Here is a 22290-nt window from a genome sequence, read left to right on the forward strand (position 1 = left end):
CATTATCTCAAATTTTAACGAACTATTGAACAAAAACAATAGAAGTATTTATCTTCTAAAATTTGATTGTTTGCTTTCATGCCAAATGCAGTATCAACATTCCAGAAATTCTCTTCAACAAAAATAGGATGATTTATAGTACCTTTTCTTCCGATAATGGTAGAACCAGCCAAGCATGTATATTCCATAGCCTTTCCGATAATACCTCCACTACCATAAATTGGATATTTACCAGTTGATGATTCTACATTTTTCTGAGATTTACCATTAACAATATCTACAACAGAAGAAATCTTACATAAGCACCATCCCTTCGGCAGCTTGCCATATTGGGGGTTATCACAAGTGATTTCTGCCTTTGGATTGATACGTTTGAGCAGTTCGCTGGCAGGCTCGTCATTGGGATCTTGCGGTACAAGTTTGCCGTGAATGGCGAGGTCGAGGATTTTGAATTTGGTCTGCTTAATTGTTTTAAGTAAATTATCCTTGCAACGCTCTATCATAGCTATCAATGAAAACCAATGCTTGACTTTTTTCAATATGCGACATTGTTCATTAATAGGAGGCAACATAACAGGAATCTTGTTTAGATTATCTTGTGATAATTTTGGCTGTGCAGAGCCTGTAATGAAATCATCCAACTTCATGGAGTTAATTACAATTGCCACAAAATCTAAAATTGATTTATCTGTTGCATCTAACACATGAGCATGATTATTCACCCAATATTTGCCATCGGCAAAGAAAGCATTGTCTTTACTTTTTGAAAGTAAATTTGCTCCATCTTCCCCTATAAGTAACAGGCGTTCATCAAACAAATACTCATCAACCTTATCAATAACACCTGCAGCTCCATAATAATCATAAACTTTATCTTTTTGTTTACAGCGAATTGCTGACGATACAGGTTTTCTTTCACCATCTCTATTAATAAGCAGCTCACCAATATCTGTGATAGCCCACCCCTTCGGCAGTTCAAACGGATAATGCGGCTTATCAGAAGTTAAATATATTGCATAAAGCTGCTGCTAGATTCTAAAAACAGAAACAAAGCATAGACACAGATAAGTTTATCATCCCTCCTTAATTATCCACTCACTGACAGTACGCTGGATGCTATCATAAATCACACCAAGAAGCTTCTCCATACTGATCTTCACCTCCTGGTTAGGATACCCCAGCCTATAACTTTTGGTGAACGGCTTATACTGCTTGATGGTGAGATAACCACTCTGATAAAGCAGAGGCAGGGCTGAAGTCATCTGCTCGGGCGACACATCGAAATCATCCACACTCACGCTCTTCTGCTCGATATCAGTCACGTTGACATGATATTTCTGCAAACCCTTGATAAGATAGCTTGGCGTACCGGAACCAAACCAGTAGGCATCAATCTTCTGACCAGACAATGCTCTTATAAGACTGAACGGATTAAACACATCCTCCGAATACTCACTGAAATGGTAGCCATCATAATATTGACGCTGCAAAGATACGGCATTTTTTCGACTCACTCTGAACTTTCGCGAAGATACGCAAAAAACAAAGAAATAGCATCTATCCGCTTTTACGCACGTGAATATTTTTTCTCGAAAAGTATCATAGTCTCATTTTTCGCCGGAAATATCATAATATATTACTGATACATAAGTATTTACATTCAATGAGACTTCTCTAAAAAAGCAGAAAGAAGTATCATGAAAGTATCATTATAGACTGTAGAAGTATCATTAAAGACAACACGATGCACGAGAAAAGACTATTAAAACATCAAGAAAAGTCAGTTTAAACATCGCAAAAAGATAGTTTAAACATCGCAAAGACTCAAAAGAATATTGCCCAAAAACAAATCCTATATTTGGGCACTCGTTGCCCACGCTATGGGCAATAGCTGCCCAGCACACGGTCTGCCGATGCCCACTTGGTGGGCTACGGATGCCCGTGTAACGGGCACAAACAGACCAACCGGAGGGCATAAAGAGACCAACTGATGAACTGAAAAAGTAGACACATCACCATGACTTATCCTGATTATATTGACATAACCATAGAACATCTACAGGTGAAATAGAGTTAAAAAAGCCAATGAGACTTCCATGATACATCTATGAGACTTCTCGGCTCAAAATCCGAGAAGTCTCATTCCCAATATCTTATTATATATCAAGTATTTAAACCACATTTTTCAAGCAAAAATGAGACTTTGATACTTTTTTCGAGAAAAAAACTTTTTCACGTAGGCAATCGATGCCCGTAAAATTTTCACGTAGGCAATCGAAGCCTAATACATGAAGATTATTCGATGATGATACCGCCATTAGGCTGAATTACCACCTTTGCCTTACCATCCTTTCCAACCTTCAAAGTCTTCTTGACAGAAGTGAAGAACTTCTCGCCCTTCTTCTTTGGCTGGTCGGTGATATAAGTAACGGTCTTACCCGCAAACATCGGCAAATCCAAGGTCAGGGCAAGAGGCTTGTCTGTAGCATTCAGTCCGCCTACGAACCATCTGCCGGCTGTAAGCGCAGCACCGGAACCATTCTCAACACTCGACTTGCGAGCCACTACCGCATACTTGGTTGGATAACCGGCAATAAACTTGGTATCCTCCCATGCAGTTGGTACATTCTTGAGCCAATCCAACTCCCACTGTGGTACATCCTGCAAATTGTTAGGATAGAGACAGATGCAGTTTACGCTGCTCTGGTTGGTGATGGCAGTAGCCATCTCGAACACATCGCTGGTATAACGCTGGTGGCGGCTCTTGTTATCCTTAGAGAAATACTTGTTCATCATCACGCCACCCCAGTCGAAACTAGCTACGACGTTTCTTGAGAATGGATGCATCGTCATCTCGAAAGCCTCCTTCTTGGCATGATAATCCGTGAAATATACATTCTCTGAAGCCAAGGCAGCCTCGCTGGATACATAGTTAGGATACATGCGTTCCCAACCACGTGGCAAGGTGCAGCCATGGAAGATGACCTCCAAGCCATAATCGTTGGCATCGCTGAGGATATCCTCGTAAAGCTTCATCGTCTCCTGCTTGTCGCCACCGAAGAAATCCACCTTGATGCCTACCACGCCTATCTTCTTCATCCAAGCCATCTCCTTCTTGCGGGCGATGGAATTATTCATGATCTGACGAGGAGTCTGAGGAGCATCATTCTCGAAACCGTTGGAATTGTACCAGAGCATCAGGCTTACCTTCTTGCTCTTGGCATACTTGCTCAACTCTTCGATGCGCTTTCTGCCTATCTGCTTGTCCCACAAGGCATCCACCAATACGGCTTCATACTCCTGAGCAGCAGCAACATCTATCATCTTCACCTGATCATCATAGTTGACAGAGTTATCCTGCCAGATGAGCCAGCTCCAGGTATAGCGGGAAGGCTTGTAGGTCTGGGATGCCTCATACAAAGGCTCCACCACATCGTAAGGGATGGTGGTCTCTACGACAGGAGCCAGCGATGAACCTACGGTGATGGTACGCCAAGGAGTCTCACCCGGCAATGGGATACCGGCAAATTCAGAACCGATGCCATTGTTCTCACCCTTCTGAGGGAAGGCTACGGTATAGCCCTTGCCTGGCTCGTAATCAGAAAGACGACTGCCTGGATAAGCGCTCGACACACCGGTTTCGCTGACCAGTACCCATCCATCGTTTCCTACCTTGAAGAGACAAGGAAAAGTATAGCCTACACCAAACTGCGACTTCACGTTCATCGGAGCATCCGGAGTATATTCCTCCTCATAAGATGGCTTGGTGCGCTCCCAACCGGTCATCGGAGTAATCTGAGGACAGAGGAAGGTAGTGGTCTTCTCCGGGAAATTGAATCCACTCACCTCATTATAGATAATCACCGACTTAGGATTATCCTTCTTAGGACGGCTCATCTCATACTTGTAGGCGAGGTCGTTGTTGCTTACATGAAGATGGAGGGTCATGGAATCCTTCTTACTGTTGAGGAAACCGATGGTAGCATCCACCACATCCTTCTTGATGTCACTCTTCTTGATGCGGGTCATCTTGTAAGAAAGCGGCTTCACTTCCCCACCCTTTAGGATGCCCATGGTGAGATCCTTTGAGAAATCACCATAATTGGCAACCAGACCGAGCGCCGAAGTTCCCAGCATCTGCTTGCCATTGTAATCTACCGTGTAGGAAGCCTTGCCTCCCTCACAAGCAACATTCACCACCAATTTACCGTCTGGCGACTTCACTGTATAGTTGTTAGCCTGCATACCCAAAGCAGCAAGCAACAAAATACCAGCGATACTCATTTTTTGCTTCATATTATTTTCTTCTTAGGTTTGATTTATTTTAATGCCTGCAAAGATAAGCAAAATCTTGAAGAAAGAGGAGAAATAATCATTTAAAAATAGATATTTTTCGCTAATTTAAAGGGATTTAATGCCAAAAACCCCCGACATCACGTCCAGGCTTTTGAGTTTTTGAATGTTTCAGCATTCAGACATGCCGATTCCTGCGTTCGCAAATACCGATTTCCACCCCGTAGCCTTGCGGTCCCTTTCATAAAAAAAACATAATTTTCACCTTATATATATAATAAGAGCATTTTTTTTATTATCTTTGCACCTATAATAATACGTACGTAAAGAATGAAAGAATTTGTAATATCAGAAGTCAAGGCGGAAACCGCTGTGCTGGTGGGTCTTATTACCAAGACACAGGACGAAGCCAAGACCAAGGAATATCTCGACGAGTTGGAATTTCTTGCAGATACCGCAGGCGCCGTCACCGTGAAGCGATTCACGCAGAAGGTGGTGTCGCCAAACCAGACCACCTATGTGGGAAAGGGTAAGCTGGAGGAAATCAAGCAATACATCAAGGACGAGGAAGAGGAAGACAGAGAAGTAGGTATGGTGATCTTCGATGATGAACTCTCTGCCAAGCAAATCCGAAATATCGAGCAGGAATTGCAGGTGAAGATTCTCGACCGTACTTCGCTCATCCTCGACATCTTCGCCATGCGTGCCCAGACTGCTGCTGCCAAGACGCAGGTAGAGCTGGCACAATACCGATACATGCTGCCAAGACTGCAGCGACTCTGGACTCACCTGGAGCGACAGGGCGGTGGTTCTGGTTCCGGTGGCGGAAAGGGATCGGTAGGTCTGCGTGGACCGGGTGAGACCCAGCTCGAGATGGACCGCCGTATCATCCTCGGCAGAATGAGCCTGCTCAAGGAGCGACTCGCAGAAATAGACAAGCAGAAGACTACCCAGCGCAAGAACCGCGGAAGAATGATCCGCGTGGCTCTCGTGGGCTATACCAACGTGGGAAAATCCACCATCATGAACCTGCTCAGCAAGAGCGAGGTGTTTGCAGAAAACAAGCTCTTTGCTACCCTCGATACCACCGTGAGAAAGGTGGTGGTAGATAACCTGCCATTCCTCCTTGCCGACACCGTAGGATTCATCCGCAAGCTGCCTACCGACCTGGTGGATTCCTTCAAGAGCACCCTGGATGAGACCCGTGAGGCAGACCTCCTGCTGCACGTGGTGGATATCTCCCACCCAGACTTCGAGGAGCAGATCCAGGTAGTGGAAAAGACCCTGGAGGAAATAGGATGCTCCGACAAGCCTTCGATGATCATCTTCAACAAGATAGACAACTACTCCTGGGTGGAGAAGGAGGAAGACGACCTCACTCCGATGGAGAAGGAGAACATCCCGCTGGAAGATCTCAAGAAAACCTGGATGGCAAAGCTCAACGACGACTGTCTCTTCATCTCTGCAAAGAACAAGGAGAACATCGACGAGTTCCGAGAGGTGCTATATAAAAAGGTAAGAGAACTGCACGTACAGAAGTATCCATACAACGACTTCCTGTACCAGGATTACGAATAATTCCCTAAAAACATATCAACAATGAATGACTACAGATCTCTGACCTCCGAGGAAATCGAGGTACTCAAGAGCAACGACTGCTGGGCTGAAGACTGGACTTCAATCAATGTTTCAGAAGACTTCAAGCCCAACTACATGCATCGCGTGATGCTCTATGGCGAGGTAAACATCGGTGCCTTCAACAAGAATGTGGAGGTGAGCCAAGGCTTCGTAAAGCATTCCGGCATCAACAATGCCACCCTGAGAAACGTAACCATCGGAGACGACTGTCTCATCGAGAACGTGGGCAACTTCATCAATAACTACACCATTGGTGATGACTGCTACATCTCCAACATCTCTACGATGGAAACCACCGAGGGAGCTACCTTCGGCGAGGGTAACCTGGTGAGCGTGCTCAACGAGGTGGGCGAAGGAAACGTGATTCTCTTCTCCGACCTCAACAGCCAGCTGGCTGCCTTCATGGTGAAGCATTTCTCCGACAAGGAACTGAAGGAGAACATCCGACAGCTCATCAAGACCGACATCGAAAACAAGGCGCCGGAAAGAGGACAGATTGGCAGCAACGTGAAGATTGTGAACACCAAGGAGATTACCAACTGCGTAATCAACGACCTCTGCGAGGTAAACGGTGCTTCACGACTCAGCGACTGTACGCTGCTCGGTTCGGTTCACGGCAACGTATATATCGGCACGGGAGTCATCATCGAAAACTCTATCATCGCCGAGGGTTCCAGCGTTATCAACAGCGTGAAGATACAGGACTGCTTCGTGGGCGAAGCCTGCCAGCTGAGCAACGGTTTTACAGCCTCAGCCTCCGTATTCTTTGCCAACAGCTATATGAGCAACGGTGAGGCGTGCGCCGCCTTCTGTGGTCCATTCACTGCATCGCATCATAAGAGCAGTCTGCTTATCGGCGGAATGTTCTCATTCTATAATGCCGGTTCAGCCACCAACTTCAGCAACCATGCCTACAAGATGGGTCCTATGCACTGGGGCATCCTGGAGCGTGGTTCGAAGACAGCCAGCGGTGCCTACCTGCTGATGCCAGCCACCCTGGGTTCGTTCTCAGTATGCTTCGGCAAGCTGATGCACCACCCTAACACCCGCAACCTGCCATTCGCCTATCTGATAGCCGATGGCGACAAGATGTTCCTCATCCCAGGCAGAAACATCACCACCGTGGGTCTGTACCGCGACATCAAGAAGTGGCCGAAACGAGATCTCCGTGCTCCTGAAAACCGCAAGAGCATCGTGAACTTCGACTGGCTCTCTCCTTTCTCCGTGGGCGAAATTCTGAAGGGCAAGAAGATTCTGGAGAGTCTCCGCGAGGTAACGGGCGACAATGTATCGCAGTATCTCTATCACGAGTACATCATCCCTGCTACATCGCTCCATAAGGGCATCAAATACTACGACATCGCCTTGAGAATCTATATGGGTGCCGTGCTGAAGCGAGTGCTGAAACGGGATCCAGCCATCACCCCTCCATCTACCCAGACAGGCGTGGGCGACTGGGATGACCTCTCAGGACTCCTGCTTCCGGTAAGCGAGGAAGACCGCATCGTGAAGGATATGAGAGAAGGCAACATCGAGACCATCCAGCAGCTGCTGGATCGCTTCGAGGAGATCAACAACAACTATCGTGAATATCAGTGGGCATGGACCTACAGCGTGATCTGCGATTACTACGGAATCTCTGAGATTACGCTGGAAGATGCCAACCGCATTCACGAAGACTATATCCGTGCCCGCCGCTCCTGGATTGCGGAAATCAAGAAGGATGCGGAGAAGGAGTATGCGATGGGAGATGTGGAGGAAGAAGTATTCAGAAACTTCGTGGACAACCTCGACAAGGAAGTGGAATATGAGAACTAAGGTTCGTCAGCCCCCTTCTTCAATGAAAGAATATACATCAAAGATAGAATATACATAAACATTATAAATAACTTATAAATATACAAAAACGTAGTTATGGCAAACATTCCTGATTTCAAGTACGCTCCAATGTTTCAGCTTGGAGAGGACAAGACAGAGTATCGCCTTATCTCTAAGGAAGGCGTAAGCACAGCAGAGTTCGAGGGTAAGACTATCCTCAAGGTTTCAAAGGAAGCTTTGACTTTGCTCGCACAGCAGGGTTTCCACGACGTAGAGTTCAAGCTCCGTCGTGAGCACAACCTCCAGGTGGCTAAGATTCTCAGCGACCCAGAGGCTTCAGAGAACGACAAGTACGTAGCGCTCCAGTTCCTTCGCAATGCAGAGACTGCCGTTAAGGGCATCCTCCCATTCTGCCAGGATACAGGTACAGCTATCATCCACGGTGAGAAGGGTCAGCGTGTATGGACCGACTTCGAGGATGAAGAGGCTTTGAGCCTGGGTGTATATAACACCTTTACACAGGACAACCTCCGCTATTCTCAGAACGCTCCTCTCAACATGTATGATGAGGTGAACACCCGTTGCAACCTCCCTGCTCAGATCGATATCGAGGCTACAGAGGGCGACGAGTACCGCTTTGTAATGGTAGCTAAGGGTGGTGGCTCTGCCAATAAGACTTACTTCTACCCTATGACCAAGGCTACTATCCAGAACGAGGGTACACTGCTCCCATTCCTTGTAGAAAAGATGAAGAGTCTGGGTACAGCTGCATGTCCTCCTTACCACATCGCATTCGTTATCGGTGGTACTTCTGCAGAGAAGAACCTTCTTACCGTGAAGTTGGCTTCCATCAAGTACTATGATGAGTTGCCTACTACAGGTGATGAGACCGGTCGTGCTTTCCGCGATGTAGAGTTGGAGAACAAGCTCCTCGAAGAGGCTCACAAGATTGGTCTGGGTGCACAGTTCGGCGGTAAGTATCTGGCTCACGATATCCGCGTCATCCGTCTGCCTCGTCACGGCGCAAGCTGCCCTATCGGTATGGGTGTAAGCTGCTCTGCCGACCGTAACATCAAGGCTAAGATCAACAAGGACGGTATCTGGTTGGAGAAGATGGATGAGAACCCAACAGAGCTGATTCCTGAGGAGCTCCGCAACCCAGGTGAGGGTACCAAGGGTATCGAGATTGACCTCGACAAGGGTATCGATGCAGTACGTGCCGAGTTGAGCAAGTATCCTGTAAGCACCCGTGTAAACCTGAAGGGTACCATCATCGTGGCTCGTGACATCGCTCATGCCAAGCTCAAGGCTCGTCTGGATGCAGGTGAGGAGATGCCAGCGTACTTCAAGAACCACCCTATCCTCTATGCAGGACCAGCCAAGACTCCAGAGGGCTATCCATGTGGCTCTATGGGACCTACCACAGCTAACCGTATGGACCCATACGTAGATGAGTTCCAGGATCACGGTGCTAGCTTGGTAATGATTGCCAAGGGTAACCGTGGTGATGTTGTTACAGAGGCTTGCAAGAAGCACGGTGGTTTCTACCTCGGTACTATCGGTGGTGTAGCTGCTGTTCTCTCTCAGAGTTCTATCAAGAGCATCGAGTGCGTAGAGTACCCTGAGCTCGGTATGGAGGCTATCTGGAAGATTACCGTAGAGGACTTCCCTGCATTCATCCTCGTAGATGACAAGGGCAACGACTTCTTCAAGCAGTTGAAGCCTTGGACTCCTTGCAAGGAATGCCAGAAGTAATGACACAGACATTATCATATTAAAAAAGCTCAGGGCCATCAGCCTTGAGCTTTTTTCTTTATCTGTATTTCTTTTAAAGGTCCTTTTACTTTTTTACCTTTTTACCTTTAAATTATTCTTCACAGATAAACTGCTTTTTCATAATTCCATGTTTTCCTAAAAAAAATAGAGCTGCTATCTACTCTTCACAAGCAGATAGCAGCTAATCAATCAACATTAAACCTATATATCAACTATTCACTAAAAACCAACAATTCAAACTAATACTTACTGCCCAAATGGGGAGCCTTACAATGTATATTCCTCTGGAATCTGAGGCATTGCACCATTCTGGGTACAAACGTATGCACTTACCTTAACGGCAAGCTCGTGTGCCTCCTGGATGCTCTTACCCTTCAGAATGCTGGCACAGAAAGTACCGGTGAAGCTATCGCCTGCACCTACGGTATCAGCCACCTCAACCTTTGGAGTCTCCTGAAATGACTTCACACCTGGGGCAAAGACATAGCTGCCATTCACACCGCAGGTCAATACGAGCATATCGAGATTGTACTTGCCGAGAATCAACCAGCACTTGTTCTCGATATCCAAACCTGGATAACCGAAGAGACGACCGATGGTAATCAACTCCTCATCGTTAATCTTCAACACATTGCAGCGCTTCAAACTCTCAGTAATCACCTCCGGAGTATAGAAGTTCTGACGGAGATTGATGTCGAAAATCTTCAGACAATCCTCTGGAGTATGATCGAGGAACTGATAGATGGTCTTGCGGCTAACCTCACTGCGCTGAGCCAGAGAGCCCCAGCAAACAGCACCGGCATTGGCAGCAATCTCCTTGATATCATCGGTGAATGGGATGTTATCCCAAGCCACACCCTGCTTGATATCGTATGTAGGAACACCCTCCTTGTCGAGCTGCACCTGAACGGTACCTGTAGGGAATTCTACCTCAGGCATCACATACTTGAGCTTCTTCTCATCGAGCAGGCGGAGAGCTGTGTCGCCCAATGCATCCTTACCCACAGCACTGACGGCTACAGAATGCAAACCATGCTGACCAGCGTGGTAAGCGAAGTTGGCAGGAGCACCGCCGAGTTGAGAACCAGTAGGGAGAACGTCAAAGAGAATCTCACCCAAACCTACACAATATTTTGTATCTAAATTCTTTGTTTCCATAATTACACCTTATTATATATATACGTTATAAACGATAGTAAACGTTTTTTATTATGCTTGCAATGATAACCTGCGGATTATAACTTGCGGATATAAGTGAAGAGATAAACTACACCTACTGCCATGACTGCCACGGCACCTACCTGACCGAATGTATCGCTGGCGAATCCCATGAACAATGGGAAGATGGTACCACCAAAGAGTCCCATGATCATCAATCCACTCACCTCGTTCTTCTTATCAGGCATGGCAAGAAGTGCCTGAGAGAAAATCATGGAGAACACGTTAGAGTTGCCATATCCCACCAGGGCGATGGCGATATAAAGCATCATCTTGCTCTCGCCTACCCACATGCCTATCATACTCAGAGCCATCATCACTACGCTGATGAGGAAGAAAGTGCGGGTCTTCATCATGCGGAGGAAAACGGTACCGGTGAAACATCCGATGGTACGGAAGATGAAGTAGAGCGATGTAGCGAAGGCAGCCTCGTTCAGCGTCCATCCCAGACGCTCCATCAGAATTTTAGGAGCTGTGGTATTGGTACCCACATCGATGCCTACATGGCACATGATACCGATGAAGGAAAGCAGCACGATAGGTTTGCCGAGCAACTTGAAGCACTCGCCAAAGCCGGAAGCCTTACCCTCGTTCTTCTCCTCCTCGATAGGTGTACCAGCCAGGAAGAAGGTAGCTGCGATTCCGATAACCATATAGATTGGGAAGAGGATTCTCCAGCCCAAACCGAAGGTTGGAATGCTTGCCATGGCGCCCCACATGGCGATGTATGGTGCCAGGAAGGAAGCTATCGCCTTCACGAACTGACCAAAAGTCAAAGTAGAAGCAAGATTCCTGCCTGATGTCACCACGGAAACCAGCGGGTTCAGGGAGGTCTGCATCAAGGCATTTCCGATGCCGAGCAATGAGAACGACACGAGCATCAGCTCAAAGTTTTCGCCAAAGATAGGCAAAAGGAGGGAGATGACGGTAACGAGCAAAGACAGGAGCACTGTCTTCTTTCTACCTATTTTATTCATCAAGATTCCTGTTGGAACCGAGAAGATGAGAAACCAGAAGAATACCAGCGATGGGAACAGATTGGCTGTTGCATCATTGAGGTTGAGATCTTCCTTTACGTAGTTGGAGGCGATGCCTACCAAATCTACAAATCCCATGGCGAAGAAACAGAGCATCACCGGGATAATTGATAACTTTGATGATTTATTCATAATTGTTAGCGTTATTGTTTCTATTTTGCTGGTGCAAAGGTAGCGATAAACGATACAATATATCATAAAATATCGTTCATCGGCTACCATTTTTGTTGCATTGTTACATCAGTAACACGCTAAGAAACAATTATCTTATAGATTCAGTTCTTAACAGATGAGGTTACTTGATGTCGTAAACCTGGTACTTACCCTTTCCCTTTACAGTAACCTTGTTGTAAGGCTTGCTTGGGAACACGAGATTGGTCATGGACATCTTGCCGTCAGCATCCAGAGCCTCGATGCTGCTCTTGTCGATGAAGATACGCAGCTGGCTGATCTTGCCGTAGGTTGGAGCTTTGGTGACTGCAGCGAAGTCCTTGCTGAAATCCACCTTACCACTCTTGGTTCTATCCATTGAGAAGGTTTCTGCCTTGGCATCGTAGTTCATCACTACCTTCTCGCCCTTGTCGTTGCTCAAAGTGATAGTAGCATTTCCCTTCAGATTCACAACCATCTCGCAAGATTCTGTGAGTTTCTTGCCTACCTTCTTGCTTCTTGCTGCTGTCATCTCTGGAGAAGGAACCACGCTGCAATAAGTTTCACCCTTATACTCGAAGAGACCTAAATCGCGAGGAATAGAGTTGCCTGAACGGTACTGCTGGGTAGGAACCTGGTTGGCATACTGCCAGTTGCTCATCCAGGCAATAGCCACGTGGCGACCCTCTGGTGCGTTATCAAAGGTAACTGTAGCATAATGATCCTTTCCGTAATCCATCCACTTGGTCACCTCAGGCTTGCTTTCGCAAGTAAACTTGTGTCCGTCGAAATCACCTACGAAATACTGGGTTGCTGAACCACCGGATGGACCGCCAGGGTTGATGTTGCAGATGAGCATCCACTTCTCCTTATCGGTGCCACGAACCTTCAACTTCATCAGGTCTGGGCATTCCCAAACACCACCGTGGTTGCCATACTTCTCACCAAAAGAGCTTTCGTATTTCCAATCTTTCAAGTTATCTGAAGAATAGATTTCCATGTGCTGACCGGCAGCCAGAATCATATTCCACTTCTTGATATCCTCGTTCCAGAACATGTGAGGGTCACGGAAATCAGGCACATTGCTGGTGATGATCGGATTCCCCTCATATTTGGTAAAGGTCTTGCCGTTATCTGTACTGTAAGCCATGCTCTGTGTCTGGTTCTCACCAGCCGAAGTGTAGAGAGCCACAACAGCACCCTTGCCCAAACCAGCGGTATTATTCTTATCCACAACGGCAGAACCGCTGAAAATGGTACCAATTGCATCTGGCTGGATAGGGGCACCCTGGAACTTCCAATGTACCAAGTCGGTAGATGTAGAATGTCCCCAGGTCATATTCTCCCACTGTGATCCGTAAGGATTATACTGGAAATAGAGATTCCATACGCCATCCTTATAGAACATACCATTAGGATCGTTCATCCATCCGTAAGCAGGAGTGTGATGGAAATCCGGACGATACTGCTCGCGATTCTTCATATCGAAAGTATCAGAGAACTTCATGTTCTCCCAGCAAGTGAGGGCGTTCAAACCCTCCTTGCTATAATCGCCATTGACATGGATATCGAGAGCCAGGCCCTTCAAACCGGCAAACTCATTCATATAGAGAGGCACGTAATAATCTACGTGGTCTTTAGCCAACTTCACATTGAAGGCTTTCACCTGTTTGTTGTTGGCTATCACCTTAATATTTGCCATCTCTGCATTTTCCTGCACAGGGAGCAAGAGACACTTCTGGTTCTGGCTCTCCTGGCTGATGCGATAGAGACAGTGATTATTGCTCAAAAAGGAAGCCTGCTGGGCATAACTGGCGGTAAAACCGCAAAGAGCGACAAGCGCTGAAATAAATATCTTTTTCATTGTCTAAGTTTCTGAAATTATTATCTAAAAATACCGATAGGTAATTACTCATATCCCTTATTCTGCTTATAAAGACCAGGAATGTAATACAGCTGGTTATATGGAACCGGATAGAACTCGTTCTTGCCCGGTGTGAACTTGGCATCCTTCAAGTATTGTGCGTATGTTTGCTCTCCATACTGATCTTTCTTCTCAGATTCGAAATACTTGTTCAGTGTCTCAGAAGCAATGCCCCAGCGGCGCAAGTCGAAGAAGCGGCCGTTCTCCATAGCCATTTCCAGACGACGCTCCCAGCGAAGACACTTTCTTGCCGTCTCCTTATCCTGGAAATAAGACTCCGGATAGAGGGCTATATCACATTGATCCTTGGCATATTCAATATGCTTATCCACAGAATTCTTGGCTCTCTGACGGATATCGTTGATGATGGTACGAGCCTCAGCCAGACGGCCCAACTCTATCAAAGCCTCAGCGCGCATCAACATGATGTCGCTATAACGGAGCACGTAGTCGTTCATGGCAAACGCCTGCCAAGAGCCATTGAATGTCTCACCCTTAGAACGCTGTGGTACTTCCTTCAGAGAGGTATAGTAACCATAAACGTTTGGTGTACGAGAGTTGGCCGTAGTCATCGTGTATTCTGACTCATATTTATATGGGAAGGTAGGCATTCCTACTGTATGGAACAAACGTGGATCCCATTTCTGACTATTAGGCTCACCGTTTACAGGATAATCACAAGTCTTGTTGTAGTCATCAAACTCAGGAAGTCCGTTCTTGGTCTTGAAGGCATTCACCAGGTCTTGTGAAGGCTTGTGGAAATCCCATCCGCAAGACCACATACCCCAACAGCCATTCAGCACGTTAGACCAGTTGCCACGTCCGAAGGTAGTATGGTCCTCGCTATAGTCGGAAGCCTGTACGGCAAAAACTGACTCCTTGCTGTTCTTATTGTCAGGCAGGAAGATGTCGCCGAAGTCTGCCATGTAACCATAGTCTGAATTCTTCACCACATCAGTATAGTCGACAACCTTCTGCATATACTCCTTATTAATATGGTCAACACCATCAGTTGCCTCATAGCCATCACCCCAGGCAATGGTAAGATAACACTTAGCCAGATAACCTGCGGCAGCAATCTTGTTGACACGACCGCCATCCTTCTGCTTAGCAGGAAGTACATCGTATGCTGCCTGGAAGTCAGCAATCACCTTTTGCCACAATTCCTCGTAAGTAAACTGAGTGTTTGATGTGCTCTCTGTTGCTTTATCCTCATAAACCTTCTCGTCTATCCAAGGAATCTGACGATACATGGTAAGTAACTTGAAATAGAAATGAGCACGGAGAAAGCGAACCTCTGCCTCACGCTGCTTGGTTAGCTCAGCACCCAGTGTGCTCTCACCATTCTGCTGCAAAGAAACCAAGGCACGGTTGCAACGGGAAACGGCACAATAGAGACGATACCATAACTCGTCGAGTTCGCCCTTAGTAGAGGTCAAGGTACTCCAGATCTCCACATCGTGATAACCGGTGTCACCGGTACCACCGCCACCCTTCAAACAATCGTCTGAAGAAAGGTCGCCGTATGGCCAAAGGTTGAATGGGTAAGAATACCAACAGTCGCCCAACATCGCATAGGCACTGTTTACCATCTTGTCTGGCTCGCTGAAAGCCTTGTCTTCATCAACCACAGCTGTTGGGGTGTAATCCAGGAAATCATCACAACTGGTGAATGTTCCTATCAGTGCTGCTGCAAGCACCATTGTATATAACTTTTTCATCTTAGAATTCTCTTTAAAAATATGAAACATTTTAGAAACCTACCTGAAGTCCGAATGATACGGATGTTGAAAGCGGATAGTTCCAGTTTGGATTCTCTGGGTCTGAACAGGTCAGGCTATTGCTCTTGATGGTCAAAAGATTCTGACCTGAGAGATAGACACGGGCACTTGTCATCTTCAACTTAGAGAGGATGCTGCTTGGGATGGTGTAACCCACCTGCAAGGTACGCAACTTCAAGTAAGATCCATTCTCAACGTAGTAAGAGGAAGCACGACCCTCATCGGCTGTGTTCATGGTGCTCAGACGTGGGATAGAAGAACCGGTATTGTTGGTATTCCAAGCATCGAGCAAACGGGTACCCTTGTTAGAACCACCATCAGTAATAGCCCAGAAGTCGGTCTGGAACTTTTGGTTGTTATACACATCCTGGTCATAGACACCCTGCCAGAACATACTGAAATCAAAGCCCTTGTAGTTGAGAGCAATATTCAAACCATAAGAGAAGGCTGGCACAGGGTCGAAAATCCAAGTCTGGTCATCTGAAGTAATTCCATTTTTACCATCTAAGTCCTTGTATTTCAATCCACCGACACGTGCGTTTGGCTGTCCAGACTTATCTACTTCTTCCTGATTCTGGAAAATTCCATCGGCTACATAACCTACGATAGAACCATAAGACTTGCCACTCTGCACCAGGTTTTCCGTAGATGTGTGAGCGTAAGCACCTGTTGTTGTTGCTGGCAAATAAGTAACCTTGTTGCGGAAGAAATCCAGATTGCCGTTCACGTCGATGCCAAGTCCATTAGCCAAGGTCTTGCGATAGCCCACGGTGAACTCCATACCCCAGTTGCGGAGCGAAGGACCATTCTGCCATGAATTTCCACCTTCACCAGTTGCACCCAGATAAGCAGGATTAATCAACATATCCTTCACATTCTTAATATAGGCATCCACTGTACCATAGAGGGTGTTGCCAAACAGGGTGTAATCCAAACCTACGTTATACTGGGTAGCAGCCTCCCATTTCAAGTTAGGGTTAGCCAACTGTGTGGCACGATAACCAGAAGGGAAGGTACCTGAACCTTGCAGGAAGAGGTCGTATGCAGTAGAGGTTACACGGTCTAATCCGTAATCCACTACATAAAGACCAAACTGTGCATTGTTGTCGATAGCCTGGTTACCCGTCTGACCCCAAGAGAGTCGCAGCTTGGCATCATCCAACCAATCCTTCTTCAGAAGATTGGAGAATCGGAAGCCGAGGGATGCAGCAGGGAAAGTACCCCAGCGATGAGCCTTACCGAAACGTGATGAACCATCATGACGGATAGTGAAGGAAGCCAGGAGGAGATCATCCCAGTTGTAGTTCACCTTTCCAAAGAAAGAAGCCAGGCGATAGCCTACCTTTGCACCCGAGTTACGCATCGTTCCTGTTGCAGCATTTGGCCACATATAATCTTTATCTTCCAGCGCATAGCCTTCTGAATAGGCTGAGAAATCGATAACCGACTGCTTGGAAAATTCCATACCACCGAGTACATCGATATTGTGCTTGCCTATCTGGGTAACGTACTGGGCTGTGTTAGACCATGTCCAGTTAGTCTCATTGTTATTCGAGAGCGTTGTCTTGGCGATGTCATTGTTGACAATATCGGAATGATAAGTATTCGTCATCGCATTGATAAACGATGTCTTGAAATCCAAACCGAAGTTAGAACGCAGGGTCAATCCCTTGACAGGCTTCAATTCTACAAAAGCATTACCGAAGATGCGCCAGTAGTCGAGGTGGTTGTTGCGGTTCTGATACTGCTCACGACAAGGGTTCTGACGGTCGGCCATACTACCCACTGGACCAGCGAAGGTCTTGCCATCTTCTTCGTAAACCGGAACGATAGAAGGCATCTTCAAGGCATTCTCCATCGGATGGCAATCTACCTGAGAGGTATAAGTCAATGTTACATTCTCGCCTACGGTAACAATCTTGTTCAAATTCCAAGAGGTATTCAAACGAGCTGAGATATTCTCGAAGTCGGTATATTTCAAGACTCCCTCATTGTTCTTGTATCCCAAGGAGAACATGGCGCTATGCTTGTCATTGGCATGAGATACAGAGAGGTCGTAGTTCTGCGAGAAACCTGTGCGAGAGATTTCATCGAGCCAGTCGGTATCTGAGAATCGCATGGTCTTCTTGGCATTGATGTAGCCATCATATCGACCATTGATCGTATAGTTCTGATACTGGTTGGTAGCAGGATTCCAAACGGTGATTGGAGTTCCAGAGGCCGCATTCAAGTCGATGCCGTAGTTGGCAGCATAAGCTACAGGATCGAGTCCATCGTTCAGGGCTGCCTGAGCCATCGCAGTAGCATACTGGCTGGAGTTCATCAGCTTCATCTTCGACTGGTTGGAATAGAACTGTGCAGTGAGGTTGGCAGAGAAGTCAACAGCAACCTTGCTACCCTTCTTACCTTTCTTGGTGGTGATGATGATGACACCATTCGATGCACGGGAACCATAGATAGAAGCCGAAGCGGCATCCTTCAAAACCTGCATACTCTCAATATCATTTGTATTGAGGGTATTCAATGCCATAGTGGTAGGCACACCATCTATGATGTAAAGAGGGTCCTGAGAAGAGTTGAAAGAACCGATACCACGAATACGCACGGTTCCAGAACCAATAGGAGAACCATCAGTAGTAACAGTCATACCAGGAACACGACCCTGCAAAGCACGCATTGGGTCAGTCTCTGAACTTGTCTTCAGGTTCTTGGTTGAAACCACAGCCACGGAACCGGTCAAGTCAGCCTTCTTCTGAGTGGTATAACCTGTTACAACCACTTCCTGCAAGTCGTTGGCATCTTCCTGAAGTGTTACCACCATATTGTCTGAAGCCTTTACTTCTTGCGTCTTATATCCAATATAAGATATAACAAGTGTGGAACCAGGAGCACATTCTACATGAAAGTTACCATCAAAGTCGGTAACAGTACCAGTCTTTGTGCCTTTCACCATGACAGATGCACCAATGACTGTCTCACCAGCAGCATCTTTCACAATGCCATTTACATTTACCTGTTGTGCACTAGCTACGGTGCAAACAGTACAGAGCGCAGAGCTCATCAGTAATCTTGAAAGATTGTTCATACTATTTCTAACGTTTTAAGTTTCAAAATTGTTTTATTTTAATTTCTGCCGCAAAATTAGGCAAAGAATGGTAACATAAATAAAAAAAATCGTTCCTGCAACAGTAATTATGTTACATGAAACGATTTTCGAATCTTACGCCACGATTTTAAAATACTTATTTTAAAGGAGTTAGAAAACTATTTCTTTTTAGATGCCTGTTCATTTCTAAAATCGGTAGGAAGAACTCCAAACTGCTTCTTGAAACAGGAAGAGAAATAGCCCGGTAACGCAAAGCCTACTTCTGCCGAAACTTCAGAGATTGTCTTGTCTGTTTGCTGCAAGAGGGTATAGGCTCTCTGCAGGCGCATCTCTTTCAGGAGCTCGGCAGGCGTTTTTCCTGTCATAGCCTTCACCTTGCGATAGAGCTGCACCTTGCTCAACTGCATCTGGGCTCCCAAATCATCCATCTTCATATCAGCATTGCCCATATTCTCAAGGATTTTCTTCTTGAAACGATCCATGAAGTAACGATCACTCTCATCCAGATGATTCAGTTCAGCAGCCCAGCCCTCTTTGTTCTCGATGAATCCACGAGCCACGGCTTTCTGTTTCTGCAGCTTCTTTCTATATACCTTATATATATAGTAGATGACAAAGAGCAGAACCAATACGATGACGATGGCAACAATAATCATCCATTTCTGAATACGGGAAACCTCTGAATAAGAATCAAGACTGTCAGAAATCTGATCCAGATTCTTCATCTTGGCTTCCAAATCCTGATATTGTAGGGCGATGGCATCGCAGTTTTCCTGGGTAGCAAGAAATGATTTCATCACATTATTCTTCTTATAGGGTTTACCCTGAAGGATATTCATCGCCAATCCCATAATCTTTTCGCCCTGGGTAGGATAGACATAAGAAGCTGCAAACTGTCCTCTCTTCACTCTATCCACTCCTTCCCATTCTCCAGGCAATCCATCAATGCCTACTATCAGTATCTGCTTATCAATGCCTCGTCTCTCTGCTTCCAGAAAGGCTCCTATGGCACCCAAGTCGCTATGTCCGAACACGCCATCCGCATGTCCGCCCTTATCCAGATATTGCTTCAATAACTCCTGGGCACGCTCCATCTTCCAGTTGCTTTCTAGGGTAACCACCTTGATTCCCGGATAATTCTTCATCACCTCGTGGAAACCACGATGGCGCTCAATGACAGGGGAAGCATCCTTCAAGCCCGTAATCTCAACAACGGTACCTTTTCCATCCAGTTTACTGGCAAGAAAGCGTGCTACTTCCCTACCCGCTTCTACATTATCGCCACCGATGGAAGCAGTATAATGGGTTGTCTTTACCTTTCTGTCGAAGAGAATAACCGGGATATGCGCACGATAAGCTCGCTCGATGGCAGGTGTTACATCATTCACGTTATCAGGAGCAACAACGATAAGATCTACCTTCCTGGCTATCATACTGTCTATCTGGCGAGCCTGGCGTTGCCCGTCATTCTCTGCAGTAGTAAACAGCAAATCCACATTCTTATATTGATACTGCGCCAGTCGAATCTCATTATTCACCTTCTCGCGCCAAACTCCGCTGCAGCATTGCGACACACCAATCACCATCTTCTTCTGGGTGCATGAATCCAGAAGAAGAAGCATACTACTAAGTAATACTATTAATATAATATAGAGTCTTTTCATTAATTTCATACTTCTTCCATCCGTTTAAGTTCCCACCCCTCAAACTGCATGATGATGAGATGGAGTTTTGTGCCTTGGCGCAAAGCCTCAACCCTTGGAGCCTCAGCATATCGATGAATCTGATCAACAGCCTCACGCCACTGTTTCTCCGCCTTGATCATAGGCTTGCCATCTTCCGTAAGCTCACCTTCAACTATCGCAGAGAAATCTTTCTTAGAAAGAACCTTCAATTCCAGAATGTAGCTATGCTGACTGGCATAATGGGTAAGGTCTGGCAAAAGGAAGAAATCACAATAGCCATGATTCAACTCCAACTCTGGAGCCGTGATATAATAATCATTCAGATTCAGATAAGCCATGAAGAATCCCTGCAGGTTTCGCTCAGCCTCAATGCCATCACGCACCGATGAAACCTTGGCATAGGCATCCGCCATGAAGCGCAATCCTTCTTCCCACTTACCATCGTATGCCATGTCATAATAGTAATCGGTGAGCTGGTTGACATCCACATAAGCCTTTGCCTGATACTCCTCTTCCAGATAACCATAATACTGCTTGCGGACATTATTGTTCGGAATGCCCAGAATGAGCTTGGAGCCACGAGTTCCCTTGATGGTCAACATGCCATAATAGAACAGAAGACTTGGGAATATCTCTGCCTTTGGAATCTGATACGCAGAAAACGACTCATAAAGCTGGGTAACAATCTGCTCCTCTTCTGCTATCTTGCGGATGATGCCCTTACGCTCTCCATCCAGCTTGTCAAACTGCAACAGTTTCTTCATCTTGCCGTAATCGGTACGGGTATTCGGGTCAATCATCTCTTCAGGCGGACATCCGGCATCCATATAATTGCGAAGGTAATAAAGAACCATATCACAATTAAACATACGAGTTTTCTTCTTCAATGTCTGTTTAGCAAAGCAATAGTTATCATACCATGGCTTCATATCATTGACGATGGCATCAATATCACTATCGGCAGGAATACTACCATGTTCTTTATAATAGGTAAACATCTCCACCACATCAGTGGTAGAGAAGCCCAGCATCTCATCAAACTCCGGCTTGATAGAAATGTTCCAACCTATATTGAATCCACTCGTCACATCATCCAGGGTTACAGGGCTCACACCCATCATGAAGATACGCTCAAAATTACCCTTGAACTTTTTGAAGACATCACGATAAAAGCCGTCGGCATGGGTAATCGCATGATACACATTCTCACCACGTTCGTTGAGTATGACATTCGTGAAGTTGTCATACTCATCGATGATGAGATACAGATGATACTGGTGCGCCTTGGCAGCCTTGAATATCAGTTCCATCTTTTCCTCGAAATCTTCCTGCGCCAGGATTTCTTCCATCTCTGCCTGATAATATTCTGAGTATTGACGGACAAAAGCATCGAGGTTGATGCTGAGATAAGAATTAAACTTCGTCTCAAGCTTGTCGATATTACCCGTAATCTGGGAGAAATCGAGGAACAGCACCTGATACTTTCCCTGCAAAGGAGTAGGATGCTGGCCTATCCACAGATTTCCAAAAAGACTCTGGAACTTATGGCTCTGCGTACAGTCATAGTAAGAATAGAGCATACTCAAGAATATACTCTTACCAAAACGACGGGGACGGATGAAGAAGAGATTGCGAGGCTGCTTCTCTAGCTCTGGGATAAACATCGTCTTATCCACATAATATAGATTCTGCTCTATTACCGTAGCAAAATCTGCCACCCCATAAGGTACTAGTTTTACTTGCTGTTCCATCATGATCTATCTTTAAAAACACTATCTGTGTGCAAAGATAGCATAAAAAAACGAAAAAGCCACAGTTTGCGTTTACAAACTGCGACTTTTATTATATTTTATCCGAAACACAC

The 22290-nt window shown here is 46.0% G+C and carries 13 protein-coding genes; 3 read left to right on the forward strand and 10 right to left on the reverse strand.

The features are described from left to right. Nucleotides 1-14: 14 nt before the first annotated feature. The 3 genes from DW657_RS10695 to DW657_RS10705 form a co-directional block, all read right to left on the reverse strand. A complete protein-coding gene (locus DW657_RS10695; RefSeq protein ID WP_118312492.1) occupies nt 15-1013 on the reverse strand; it encodes a restriction endonuclease subunit S in 999 nt (332 codons plus the stop codon). Nucleotides 1014-1073: 60 nt separating this feature from the next. Continuing rightward, nucleotides 1074-1514: a hypothetical protein gene (locus DW657_RS10700; RefSeq protein ID WP_199658350.1), complete on the reverse strand. Its 441-nt coding sequence runs from the start codon at nt 1512-1514 to the stop codon at nt 1074-1076. Nucleotides 1515-2295: 781 nt separating this feature from the next. Beyond that, nucleotides 2296-4296, reverse strand: a complete 2001-nt coding sequence (locus DW657_RS10705) for a glycoside hydrolase family 97 protein (protein WP_118312493.1) — start codon at nt 4294-4296, stop codon at nt 2296-2298. Between the two features lie 327 nt (nt 4297-4623). Between DW657_RS10705 and hflX the strand changes: the two genes are divergently transcribed. The 3 genes from hflX to DW657_RS10720 all read left to right on the forward strand — a co-directional run bounded on the left by hflX (nt 4624) and on the right by DW657_RS10720 (nt 9504). Next, nucleotides 4624-5871, forward strand: coding sequence for a GTPase HflX (gene hflX, locus DW657_RS10710; protein ID WP_089544780.1), 1248 nt, complete (start codon nt 4624-4626; stop codon nt 5869-5871). Between the two features lie 21 nt (nt 5872-5892). Beyond that, a complete protein-coding gene (locus DW657_RS10715; RefSeq protein ID WP_118312494.1) occupies nt 5893-7749 on the forward strand; it encodes a DUF4954 family protein in 1857 nt (618 codons plus the stop codon). A gap of 96 nt (nt 7750-7845) precedes the next feature. Continuing rightward, nucleotides 7846-9504: a fumarate hydratase gene (locus DW657_RS10720; RefSeq protein ID WP_118312495.1), complete on the forward strand. Its 1659-nt coding sequence runs from the start codon at nt 7846-7848 to the stop codon at nt 9502-9504. A 288-nt stretch (nt 9505-9792) separates the two neighbouring features. Here DW657_RS10720 and DW657_RS10725 read toward each other — a convergent pair whose 3' ends face one another. The 7 genes from DW657_RS10725 to DW657_RS10755 all read right to left on the reverse strand — a co-directional run bounded on the left by DW657_RS10725 (nt 9793) and on the right by DW657_RS10755 (nt 22177). After that, on the reverse strand, nt 9793-10683 hold the full coding sequence (locus DW657_RS10725) for a carbohydrate kinase (protein WP_118312496.1): 891 nt from the start codon (nt 10681-10683) through the stop codon (nt 9793-9795). A gap of 77 nt (nt 10684-10760) precedes the next feature. Further along, the gene (locus tag DW657_RS10730) at nt 10761-11912 is read right to left on the reverse strand and encodes an MFS transporter (RefSeq protein WP_118312497.1); all 1152 of its coding nucleotides are present in this window, start codon (nt 11910-11912) and stop codon (nt 10761-10763) included. Nucleotides 11913-12075: 163 nt separating this feature from the next. After that, nucleotides 12076-13794: a DUF4980 domain-containing protein gene (locus tag DW657_RS10735; protein ID WP_118312498.1), complete on the reverse strand. Its 1719-nt coding sequence runs from the start codon at nt 13792-13794 to the stop codon at nt 12076-12078. Nucleotides 13795-13838: 44 nt separating this feature from the next. After that, entirely contained in the window at nt 13839-15575 is a 1737-nt protein-coding gene (locus tag DW657_RS10740; protein ID WP_118312504.1) for a RagB/SusD family nutrient uptake outer membrane protein, read from the reverse strand. 31 nt (nt 15576-15606) lie between these two features. Beyond that, nucleotides 15607-18720 carry a TonB-dependent receptor gene (locus tag DW657_RS10745; RefSeq protein WP_118312499.1) on the reverse strand — a complete coding sequence of 1038 codons (3114 nt, stop codon included), beginning with the start codon at nt 18718-18720 and terminating at the stop codon, nt 15607-15609. Nucleotides 18721-18899: 179 nt separating this feature from the next. Continuing rightward, entirely contained in the window at nt 18900-20414 is a 1515-nt protein-coding gene (locus DW657_RS10750) for a substrate-binding domain-containing protein (RefSeq protein ID WP_117694576.1), read from the reverse strand. After that, nucleotides 20411-22177 (reverse strand): ATP-binding protein, encoded by a 1767-nt coding sequence (locus tag DW657_RS10755; protein WP_199658352.1) that lies wholly within the window; start codon nt 22175-22177, stop codon nt 20411-20413. Before DW657_RS10755 ends, DW657_RS10750 begins: the two co-directional genes overlap by 4 nt. Nucleotides 22178-22290 lie beyond the last annotated feature (113 nt).

Source organism: Prevotella sp. AM23-5, assembly GCF_003473645.1.
In the GTDB taxonomy this organism is placed as follows: Bacteria; Bacteroidota; Bacteroidia; order Bacteroidales; family Bacteroidaceae; genus Prevotella; species Prevotella copri_A.